12 protein-coding genes are annotated in these 10,000 nt (G+C 46.1%); 4 read left to right on the forward strand and 8 right to left on the reverse strand.

Annotated features, from left to right (window positions below):
* From LDL18_RS00625 to rpsB, 6 genes are all read right to left on the reverse strand, one after another.
* Positions 1-622: phosphatidate cytidylyltransferase (locus LDL18_RS00625; protein WP_296506062.1), on the reverse strand; the 622-nt coding region annotated here is incomplete at its 3' end.
* Positions 619-1,365, reverse strand: a complete 747-nt coding sequence (locus LDL18_RS00630; protein ID WP_296506064.1) for an isoprenyl transferase — start codon at positions 1,363-1,365, stop codon at positions 619-621. The genes LDL18_RS00630 and LDL18_RS00625, both read right to left, overlap by 4 nt.
* Positions 1,362-1,919 (reverse strand): ribosome recycling factor, encoded by a 558-nt coding sequence (frr, locus tag LDL18_RS00635; protein WP_296506066.1) that lies wholly within the window; start codon positions 1,917-1,919, stop codon positions 1,362-1,364. Before frr ends, LDL18_RS00630 begins: the two co-directional genes overlap by 4 nt.
* Entirely contained in the window at positions 1,919-2,647 is a 729-nt protein-coding gene (gene pyrH, locus LDL18_RS00640; protein WP_011240981.1) for a UMP kinase, read from the reverse strand. Before pyrH ends, frr begins: the two co-directional genes overlap by 1 nt.
* Before the next feature lie 136 nt (positions 2,648-2,783).
* On the reverse strand, positions 2,784-3,707 hold the full coding sequence (tsf, locus tag LDL18_RS00645) for a translation elongation factor Ts (RefSeq protein WP_296506078.1): 924 nt from the start codon (positions 3,705-3,707) through the stop codon (positions 2,784-2,786).
* A gap of 107 nt (positions 3,708-3,814) precedes the next feature.
* Positions 3,815-4,567: a 30S ribosomal protein S2 gene (rpsB, locus tag LDL18_RS00650; RefSeq protein WP_011240983.1), complete on the reverse strand. Its 753-nt coding sequence runs from the start codon at positions 4,565-4,567 to the stop codon at positions 3,815-3,817.
* 402 nt (positions 4,568-4,969) lie between these two features.
* On the opposite strand from rpsB, the gene LDL18_RS00655 reads away from it, so the two are divergent.
* Complete coding sequence (locus LDL18_RS00655; protein WP_296506083.1) at positions 4,970-5,191, forward strand: hypothetical protein; 222 nt, start codon at positions 4,970-4,972, stop codon at positions 5,189-5,191.
* A 159-nt stretch (positions 5,192-5,350) separates the two neighbouring features.
* Here the strand turns inward: LDL18_RS00655 and pssA are convergent, their stop codons facing one another.
* Both pssA and LDL18_RS00665 read right to left on the reverse strand, forming a co-directional pair.
* Positions 5,351-6,151 carry a CDP-diacylglycerol--serine O-phosphatidyltransferase gene (gene pssA / locus LDL18_RS00660; RefSeq protein ID WP_296506085.1) on the reverse strand — a complete coding sequence of 267 codons (801 nt, stop codon included), beginning with the start codon at positions 6,149-6,151 and terminating at the stop codon, positions 5,351-5,353.
* Positions 6,148-6,888 (reverse strand): phosphatidylserine decarboxylase, encoded by a 741-nt coding sequence (locus LDL18_RS00665; protein ID WP_296506086.1) that lies wholly within the window; start codon positions 6,886-6,888, stop codon positions 6,148-6,150. Before LDL18_RS00665 ends, pssA begins: the two co-directional genes overlap by 4 nt.
* A 330-nt stretch (positions 6,889-7,218) precedes the next feature.
* Between LDL18_RS00665 and LDL18_RS00670 the strand changes: the two genes are divergently transcribed.
* The 3 genes from LDL18_RS00670 to phoB all read left to right on the forward strand — a co-directional run bounded on the left by LDL18_RS00670 (position 7,219) and on the right by phoB (position 9,971).
* Positions 7,219-8,355 (forward strand): ATP-binding protein, encoded by a 1,137-nt coding sequence (locus LDL18_RS00670; RefSeq protein ID WP_296506088.1) that lies wholly within the window; start codon positions 7,219-7,221, stop codon positions 8,353-8,355.
* A 207-nt stretch (positions 8,356-8,562) separates the two neighbouring features.
* Positions 8,563-9,276: a phosphate signaling complex protein PhoU gene (gene phoU, locus LDL18_RS00675; RefSeq protein ID WP_296506091.1), complete on the forward strand. Its 714-nt coding sequence runs from the start codon at positions 8,563-8,565 to the stop codon at positions 9,274-9,276.
* On the forward strand, positions 9,276-9,971 hold the full coding sequence (gene phoB / locus LDL18_RS00680; protein ID WP_296506093.1) for a phosphate regulon transcriptional regulator PhoB: 696 nt from the start codon (positions 9,276-9,278) through the stop codon (positions 9,969-9,971). The genes phoU and phoB overlap by 1 nt, the downstream gene beginning before the upstream one ends.
* The last annotated feature ends 29 nt before the right edge of the window (positions 9,972-10,000 follow it).

The following is a 10,000-nucleotide window of genomic DNA, read 5'->3' on the forward strand; positions in this document are numbered from 1 at the left end:
AAGCTCCAATTTTTATTAAAATATCCGTCAGTAAAGCCACTGGCAGCAGTCCATCGACACGGTCCATAATACCGCCATGCCCAGGTAAAAGATTGCCGGAATCTTTGACATTGGCACGTCTTTTCAGCCAGCTTTCAAAAAAGTCACCGGCTTGGGCGACAACAGCCATAGGCGCACCAGCTACCTTCATGATGAAAGGAAGCTGACCAAAATCTGCAATAAAATAAGCCGTAATAGCAGCCGCTATCATTCCACCGATCAGGCCGCTCCACGTCTTTTTCGGGCTTAGAGCTGGACATATTTTGGCACCGCCAATGAGCCGCCCTGAAAAAAAAGCACCGATATCGGTTGCAGCTGTGACCGCCACAATCCAGCTTACCAGCCAGAGGCCATTAGGCTGTAATCGCAATGAAGTCAGTGCTAATACGGGTAAAAGAGCATAGAAAAAACCGGCAATTATCCAGCCTAAAGAGGCGCCAGTCAGATGTCGCCATTCGCGGAATATCAAAGCAGCGATGACCGCAGCCGATAGAGCAAAGACATAGCCGCCTGCCCAGATAAGGCCAACCGCCAGAACCGCTAATAAAAGTCCAACAATGATGCGAAGTTTTAGCTCACTCACAAGCCACCATAGCGCCTTTCTCGGCGTGCATATTCTTCTACCGCAGCTTTCAGGGTTTCGCTGCCGAAATCAGGCCATAAGGTATCTATAAACAGTAACTCGGCATAAGCGGCTTGCCATAATAAGAAATTGGACAAGCGCTTTTCACCAGAGGTTCTGATAACCAAATCAAGAGGCGGTAAATCATGGGTATATAACAGAGATTCAATTGTCCCGACATCAATATTTTCGGGATCAAGCTGCCCTTCTTTGGCTTTCTCTGCAATGCGTTTGGTTACATGAACCAATTCGTCTTGTGCGCCATAATTCAAGGCAAAAACTAAAGTCAGCCTTGTATTATTGGCTGTAATTTCAATCGCCTGCTTGAGTAAAGCGACTAAATCTGGATCAAATCGTGTATAATCGCCGATTACCTTGAGGCAAATGCCGCGTTCTTTGATATTGTGCATTTCCTGCCGAAGGCAAAGCCGCAATAACCTCATAAGGTCAGCGACTTCGCTTGCAGGACGGCGCCAGTTTTCAGAAGAAAAAGCATATAAGGTCAGAACCTCAATGCCCATTTCTGCGGCTGCCCGTACTGTTGCTTTGACCGCATCGGCACCCTTTTTGTGCCCAGCAATTCTAGGTAAATGGCGCGCAGAAGCCCATCGTCCATTGCCATCCATAATGATGGCAACATGACGAGGCACAAAAGATGCAGACTTATGCGGTTTTTCCGCAGAATTGGCCAGTGGGGCTATCACTTACCAAGGATTTCCTTTTCCTTGTGCACAGCCAGCGCATCGATGTCAGCGATTGTTTTATCCGTTAGTTTCTGCACTTCATTTTCGAAGCGCTTCTTCTCGTCTTCGCTGATTTCGTTTTTCTTTTCATCCTGCTTGATCTGGTCATTACCATCACGACGAACGTTACGAACAGCAATACGTGCCTTTTCGGAATATTGTCCGACCAGTTTTGCGAGTTCTTTACGACGTTCTTCCGTCAAATCGGGAATAGGGAGACGCAGCATCTGCCCATCAACAATAGGGTTAAGACCCAGACCGGCTGAACGGATGGCTTTATCGACGGGCGTGACATTGCTTTTGTCCCAGACCTGAACAGTGATCATACGTGGTTCGGGGACAGAAACAGTCGCCACCTGATTAAGGGGCATATTGGCACCGTAAACATCAACGGTAACCGGATCGAGCAGACTGGTCGAGGCGCGTCCTGTTCTGAGACCGGAGAAATCACTCTTCAATGATTCCACTGCGCCTTTCATACGCCGTTCCAGATCGGCTTTATTATAGGCAGCCATTATTCTTCCTCATTACATACTATCGTTGACACACCGTCGCCTTTAAGAACACGGCTGAAATTGCCTTGTTCCCGAATATTGAAAACAACGATCGGAATATTGTTATCGCGACATAAAGCCGTTGCGCTGGCATCCATAACTTTTAAGTCATCAGCCAGAACGCGATTGAAAGAAACACAGTCATAGCGTCTGGCTTCTTTTACCTTTTTCGGATCGGCATCATAGACACCATCAACCGAAGTGCCTTTAAACAAGGCATCGCATTTCATTTCAGCTGCACGCAAGGCCGCACCACTATCAGTGGTAAAAAAGGGATTACCTGTACCTGCTGCAAAAATAACGACCCGACCTTTTTCCATATGCCTCTCCGCCCGCCGACGGATAAAAGGCTCGCAAACGGTTGGCATCGGAATAGCGGATTGAACGCGGGTATCAACGCCAAGATTTTCAAGCGCATTTTGGACAGCAATCGCGTTCATTACGGTTGCTAGCATACCCATATAGTCGGCACTGCTACGCTCAATGCCTCGGGCGGTTGCTGCTAATCCCCGAAAGATATTGCCTCCACCGACAACAATGCATAGCTGGTATCCGGCTTCGCGGGCAGCTCGAATTTCATCGGCAACGCGGGCGACAGTCGCCGGATCAATCCCGAATTGGCCGGGACCCATCAACACTTCGCCTGACAATTTAAGCAGGACACGGTTGAAGCGCGGGCGTTTATACACCGTCAATACCTCTCGTGACTATCGAAACAAGGTAAGCTCTACTTCTATCAGTAAATATCGCTATGCCAAGTAAAGGATTATAAAAAAGGCCAACTTCTCCTATTTTGAGAGAAGTTGACCCTGATGACGAATAAAATTAGACGCCAGCGGCAGCAGCGACTTCAGCAGCGAAGTCAGTTTCCTGCTTTTCGATGCCTTCGCCAAGCTGGAAGCGAACAAACTGTTTCAGCGTGATCGGCTTACCGGCTTCTTTACCGGCCTTGCTGACAACATCGGAAACACGAGTTTTGCCATCAACAACAAAGATCTGGCTAAGAAGGGCATTTTCTTTACGATATTTCGCAACAGCGCCTTCGACCATGCGGGTCACGATTTCAGCTGGCTTACCAGATTCTGCGGCTTTTTCCTGTGCAATAGCGCGCTCGCGTTCAACAGCAGCATCGTCCAGAGAATCTTCATCCAAAGCTAACGGGGTAGCAGCGGCAACATGCATAGCAATCTGCTTGCCCAAAGATTCGAGGAAATCGCTAGGGGCTTCACTTTCGAGAGCAACCAAAACGCCGATTTTACCAACGCCTGGTGCAACCTGATTGTGAATATAAGGAACAACAACACCGTTTTCGACTTCAAGAAGAGCCGCACGACGCAGAGCCTGATTTTCACCGATCGTTGCGATATTCGCGGTCAGAACATCATTGACGGAACCACCGGCTGGGTGCGGAGCCTTGGAAAGGGTGTCGATATCGCTGCCATGTTCGAGAACAAGAGCGGTAACAGCTTTGACGAAATCCTGAAATTTTTCGTTTTTGGCAACGAAATCAGTTTCACTGTTGACTTCGAGAACGGCACCTTTGGTACCATCGATCATAACACCGACGAGACCTTCAGCAGCCTGACGGCCTGATTTTTTCGCAGCGGCAGCCAAACCCTTGGCACGCAGCCAATCAACAGCAGCTTCCATTTCGCCGTTGGCTTCGTTGAGGGCTTTTTTACAATCCATCATGCCTGCGCCAGTGCGCTCACGCAGAGCTTTCACGGCTGCAGCGGTAATCTCCGCCATAGTTTTCCTCTTTATGTTACGGATGAGGCAGGGAAAGTCTTCCCTGCCTCTAAATTATCAGTGTTTCATATCGCGGATAAAAAGAACGCTGATATGAAACCGCAATATTAAGCTAAAGCTTCTTCAGCCGCTGGTTCTACAGCTGCGCCGAGATCTTCGCCCAGTTCTTGACGGTTCTGCTGATCGCCACGGGTAGCGGCTTCAGCGATCGCATCGCAGTAATAACGGACAGCGCGGGCTGCGTCATCATTGGCTGGAATCGGGAAAGCAATACCATCGGGGCTGACGTTGGAATCGAGGATAGCAACAACTGGAATACCCAGCGTGTTGGCTTCTTTGATAGCCAATTCTTCTTTATTGGCATCAACGACAAACATGATGTCGGGGATGGTGCCCATATCGCGAATACCGCCCAAAGACAATTCGAGCTTGTCGCGTTCACGGGTCAGCTGAAGAATTTCTTTCTTGGTGAAACCAGCGGTATCACCGGACAGCTTTTCTTCGAGGCTCTTCAAACGTTTGATGGAGCCAGAAATCGTGCGCCAGTTGGTCAACATACCACCCAACCAACGGTGGTTGACAAAGAACTGGCCAGAACGACGAGCGGCGTCAGCAATCGGTTCCTGAGCTTGGCGCTTGGTGCCGACAAATAAAACTTTACCACCGTGAGCAACCGTCTGGCTGATGAAGTCAAGGGCGCGGGTGAACAAAGGAACAGTCTGAGACAGATCCATGATATGGATGCCGTTGCGATCACCGAAAATATAAGGTTTCATTTTCGGGTTCCAACGATGGGTCTGGTGACCGAAATGGGCGCCAACATCCAACAAAGACTGCATAGTAACGGTAGGTACCGCCATAATTATTCTCCTTCCGGTTAAACCTCTTCGGGGAAGTGACCTTCCGGATCGACGAAAGGCACCGGTCGTTCAAAAACCCCGAGTGTGAGATATGGGGCGCAGTAACTATAATGCGCCCAAAAATCAAGAGCAGGATAAGCTGCTTCGGTTATTTTATATCAGTTATAGCGATTTAACCAGTTTTTAGTTCCAGCTTGACAATGGAACATTTGAAGAACAAAAGGGATAACACGGCATAATGATATAACAGATTATGCTATTTTTACTCTAGACACGACAGAATCGTCATGTTTTCATGATGAAGGTGGGAAGCAATTTGGAACAAAACAAGAACTTAAATTAAAATCTGATGCTGTCTTTAAGAAAGGAAAAGCAATGATAACTTTTTGTTTTTGGGGGATATTGTCTGTTGCTGCTTTATCCAGCGTAATAAGTCTGATCCAAGATATCCGTTATATTGGGCGTTGGATCTCATCTTTCTATTTTCGGCCAATTCATAAAGCGATTACGATCAATATTAAATTGGCGCCGAAAACGCTTTCTATGAAAGCAAGACCAAGATTTTTCACTTGGTTTGAAATCCCTGATGATGCATCAGAGGAAAGAGAAAAAATAATTTTTTAAAAGAAGCTATTGATGAAGAAAGAAACGATAAGCCTCTTCTTTCAGAAAGATTGTTTTTATAAACAGATTAAATTGATTTTAAGTTAGGTGAAGGTCTGATTGAAAGAACCACCCCTCCACCTATTTTGGAGATCGGATTGATAGAATTAGAGTGGATTTTCAAGCGTCCTCTGTGACTATAGTTTTTTCTTTAGATTTCATTATCTTGCTATAACTTAGAATCCCAAAAGGTAGCATTACCGTATAAATAACACTGAAAACCGATAGGACTGCCCAAGGGGCACTAATAAAAGCCGCGGCACCAACCGCAACCATAACCAACAATCCCAACCGCAATTTTGGGCGAACCCGAAGCACTGACCAGCCAAATGTTGGAAGATCGGCAATCATCAAGAACGCCGATAAGCTGATCCATAAACCGACTAATAAAGGCATACGGAACAGATCATATCCCGAGACATACCAAGCATATAAAGGCATCATCGAGAAATTAGCTCCAGCAGGTGCAGGAACCCCTGTCAGAAAGCCGGCTGATTTGTGAGGTTGATCGAGATAATCGATATTGACGTTAAATCTTGCCAATCGTAACGCGCAACAAACCGCATGAGAGAGGGCAAATAACCAGCCCCAACGCGGCCAATTTTGTAATGACCAAAGATAAACCAAAATTGCAGGGGCTACTCCAAAGGCGATGGCGTCAGAAAGGGAATCTAATTCTGCCCCAAAACGGGTAGCCCCCTTTAAAAGACGGGCAACGCGGCCATCCAAGGTATCAAGAACAGCCGCTACTAAAATAGCATAGATAGCATGTTCCCATTCACCGGATACCGCATAACGAATGGCGGTTAATCCACTACATAAAGCCAAAGTGGTAATAGCATTAGGCATCAATGCCCGAACAGGAATGCTGCGTCTTTCGTTTTGATATCGGTTTTTTGAGCGGGTTTTAGGAAAGGTCATAACCGCCTCCCCGTCAGCGGCCTAACTTGTGATCCAATCTGCCCCAGAATGGTTTCGCCGGCAAGGCAACGCTGTCCCAGAGCGACTTGGGGCGTTACCCCTACTGGTAAATAGACATCAAGGCGGCTTCCAAAACGAATAAGCCCAATACGCTCGCCCCGTTCGACATAGTCTTCAACCTTGGTCAAAGGAACAATCCGACGGGCAATTAAACCGGCAATCTGCGTCAGACCGATATTGAGGCCTTCTTTCGTTTCAATCATGAAATGCTGCCGCTCGTTTTTTTCGCTAGCTTTATCGAGATCGGCATTCACAAAAGCACCTGGGATATAGGCAATACGGGCAATGCGTCCCGGAACCGGCGCACGATTGATATGCACATCAAAAACGCTCATAAAGATAGAAACGCGCGTTAAGGGCGCATCACCTAATCCGTCTACGCCAGCCAGTTCAGGCGGCGGCAGCACATCTGCAATTAGACAGACCATACCATCCGCAGGGGAAACAATCAGCCCCTCACCTTCTGGGACTGTTCTGATCGGATCGCGAAAAAACGCGGCGACACAAAAACAGAGAACACCTAAAGGCCATGCCATCCATAACCAGCTAAAATAGGTGATGATAGCGGAAATAATGACCGCAATAACGAAGAATTTCCGACCTTCTGGATGGATAGAAGGAAAATGCCAACGGATAGATTGTGCTGCGCTGTTTTTGCGCTGTTCCTCTTTATTCATGCTTGCCTTTTAAAGGCCTCCTACTCTTCTGACAATGGCTACAATCAGTTATCCGTCGGATAGGACAGAAGCTTGATTTTTAATAAGGAATTTCAAAATACCAAAGAATTATCGGTATAAAAATATTTTCGACAAGAGATAAAACTATCTTTTACACAAAATCCGATACTATCATAAAATTGTAATAAAAATATCATTTATAATGACTTTCCCCCATCAAGGCCGAGAAAGGACTGCGTTATTAAATTTATCCCTGTCTATCTATCCGGATTATCGATCCTAGCTCTATTTATTATTGCCGTCAGTCATGTTCCTGTCGGGTGGCCGATCTTGTCGCTTCTGTTGATTGTTATCCTTTGGGGATGGTGGTTTAAAAATATTGCCGAAGCATCAACCCCTTTTCCTGAAAGTAAAAGCGGGAATAGCCTTACGGATTCTGCCTATCCTTTTTCTCAAGCGACAGCGGCAGATATTATTATAGCCATGGATGAACCAGCCTTACTGGTCAATCAAGGGCAAGTTGAAGTGGCTAATCCTGCCGCTGAAAATTTGCTAGGTATGCATATTGAAGGGGGTGATATCAGAATGGCTATTCGCCATCCTGCGGCTATCCGTCTTTTAACCGAGCCGCTTGATAATATGACCCCTGTTTTGCTTGCCGGATTGGGAGGCGTTAATCGTCGCTGGGAATTATACGCTTATCCTTTGAACGAAGAGCAACGGCTCATTCTGTTGCGAGATCAAAGCACGGCTCATTTAACAGAACAGGTTAGAATAGACTTTGTTGCGAATACCAGTCACGAATTGCGGACGCCGCTCGCGACTTTAAGCGGATTTATTGAAACATTAGAAGATGATGATGTCATTAAAGATCACGATACGCGTCATCATTTTTTGTCGATCATGGCGCGTGAAGCCAAAAGAATGCAAAATCTGGTCGATGATTTAATGTCTCTTTCCCGGATTGAAGCCGGAAAATTTTCATTACCCAATGATATTGTTCATATGTCACCTGTAGTTGAAGAGGTCGTGTCTAATATTCAGGCATCAGGACAGGCGAAAGCAACCCAAATCACACTCGAAAATCATTTATCCAGTGATAGCTTACAGGGTGACCGCGCCGAATTAACGCAGCTCCTTTATAATATTATCGGCAATGCCTTAAAATATGGCCGTAAAGAGGGCAAAATTAAAGTCGCGCTCGATAATACTGACGATCATAGAATAAAATTAGCTATTGCAGATGAAGGTGATGGTATTCCATTTCATCATATTCCCCGCCTAACGGAGCGCTTCTATCGAGTGGATAATAGCCGCAGTCGCGCTTTAGGGGGAACAGGATTGGGGTTAGCCATAGTAAAACAAATCGTCGAGCATCATCGGGGAGAATTACTGATAGATAGTCTCCCTAGTAAAGGCACGACGGTAACGGTTTTCTTGCCAACGACCGATTTCTTCCCTGAATAAGGGATTTTTGATGTCATAAAAACATAATAAATATGTCACTTTCCTGTCATTGACAGGGGGTAAAAACTTTTAGTCATCAAAAGACAAAGTAAAATCAAGAATGGATCATAAGGATAAATTTTGATCGTTTATGTGCTTTCTCTGCGGAAAAAAAAGAAAAACGCTGTTATCATCTCGATTAAAGCGTTTTAATGCCTTGAGGATAATATGAAAAAAGCATCGGAAATCGGTCATACAGTAAAAGCTTTTGATGAAGACCTTGGCGGGTTGCGTGCTCTGATCTGCGAGATGGGAGGGCTGACGGAAATTGCCTTAACCTCGACATTGGAAGCCTTGATCCATAGCAATAAAGAATTGGCCACCCAGATCGTTGAAAAAGACAAGGAAATTGACGCACTGGAAATAGAAGCCGAACGTGTGGCTATGCGCATTATTTCTCTGCGAGCGCCTCTTGCTGACGATCTGCGTGATGTGATCGCTGCGATGAAGATTTCAGGCATTCTTGAACGCATGGCTGATTACGCCAAGAATATCGCTAAACGTGTCCCGATATTGCAAAATATGGTTTCGATCCATCCTGTGCCGGTGTTGCCGGTTATGGGCGAAATGGTTTCGGAAATGGTGCGCAATGTGTTGGATGCTTATGCGGCAAGAGATCCCAAAAAGGCATTGCATGTCGCAGAATATGATATGGAAGTTGATGGATTATATAACAATCTATTCCGTATCCTTTTGACTTATATGATGGAAGATTCTGGCAGAATAAGCACTTGTATCCACCTGATGTTTATCGCCAAAAATCTGGAACGCATTGGGGATCATGCCACAAATATTGCGGAAATGGTGTATTTTGCGGCTACCGGCAAGCAAATGCCGGAAAGAACGCGTGGTAAAGATTTGCTGGCATCGGAGGGTAGCTAATGGCCGCTTTACGGCTACTACTCGTTGAAGATGACGACGCTCTTGCCGAATTACTGAAATGGCATTTTAGCAAGCAAAATTTTGAAGTTGTTCATACGCGAGATGGGGATGAAGCCTTGTTATTGGCGCGGGAGAACCCGCCCGATATTATGCTTCTTGACTGGATGGTAGAAGGTACTTCGGGGATCGAAGTCTGTCGACAGTTACGACGTTATCCGGAAACGGCTAATCTTCCGATTATTATGCTGACGGCGCGGGGAGAAGAAGACGACCGGATTAGAGGACTTGAAACCGGCGCGGATGATTATGTCACCAAGCCTTTTTCACCTCGCGAGCTGGTTGCAAGGGTGCTTGCTGTGTTGCGTCGCATCCGCCCCGCCCTTAGCAAAGAACAATTGACTTATAATGATATAGAAATGGATCTTGTTAGCCATCGCGTTAAACGGGCTGGTACAAATATTTCGATAGGTCCGACGGAATTTCGTCTGTTAAGGCATTTGATGGAATATCCAAGGCGCGTCTTTTCGCGAGAAAAGCTGCTGGATTATATCTGGGGACAGGATAGTGACATCGAGTTAAGGACTGTTGATGTTCATATCCGCCGTCTTCGGAAAGCTTTAAATCGCGACGGTTTGCCAGATCTTATCAGGACAGTCCGCTCGGCCGGTTACGCCTTGGATACAGATGAAGAATAAAGAACCAAGCTGAAAAAGCGGTTATTCTA

The sequence above is a fragment of the Zymomonas sp. genome (assembly GCF_020216885.1).
GTDB lineage: Bacteria > Pseudomonadota > Alphaproteobacteria > Sphingomonadales > Sphingomonadaceae > Zymomonas.

What these genes read in the sequence shown, in the direction of transcription:
- frr (WP_296506066.1), bottom strand. Translation starts at nt 1,919, where the DNA reads ATGGCTGCCTATAATAAAGCCGATCTGGAACGGCGTATGAAAGGCGCA.
- tsf (WP_296506078.1), bottom strand. Translation starts at nt 3,707, where the DNA reads ATGGCGGAGATTACCGCTGCAGCCGTGAAAGCTCTGCGTGAGCGCACT.
- rpsB (WP_011240983.1), bottom strand. Translation starts at nt 4,567, where the DNA reads ATGGCGGTACCTACCGTTACTATGCAGTCTTTGTTGGATGTTGGCGCC.
- pssA (WP_296506085.1), bottom strand. Translation starts at nt 6,151, where the DNA reads ATGACCTTTCCTAAAACCCGCTCAAAAAACCGATATCAAAACGAAAGA.
- LDL18_RS00665 (WP_296506086.1), bottom strand. Translation starts at nt 6,888, where the DNA reads ATGAATAAAGAGGAACAGCGCAAAAACAGCGCAGCACAATCTATCCGT.
- phoU (WP_296506091.1), top strand. Translation starts at nt 8,563, where the DNA reads ATGAAAAAAGCATCGGAAATCGGTCATACAGTAAAAGCTTTTGATGAA.
- phoB (WP_296506093.1), top strand. Translation starts at nt 9,276, where the DNA reads ATGGCCGCTTTACGGCTACTACTCGTTGAAGATGACGACGCTCTTGCC.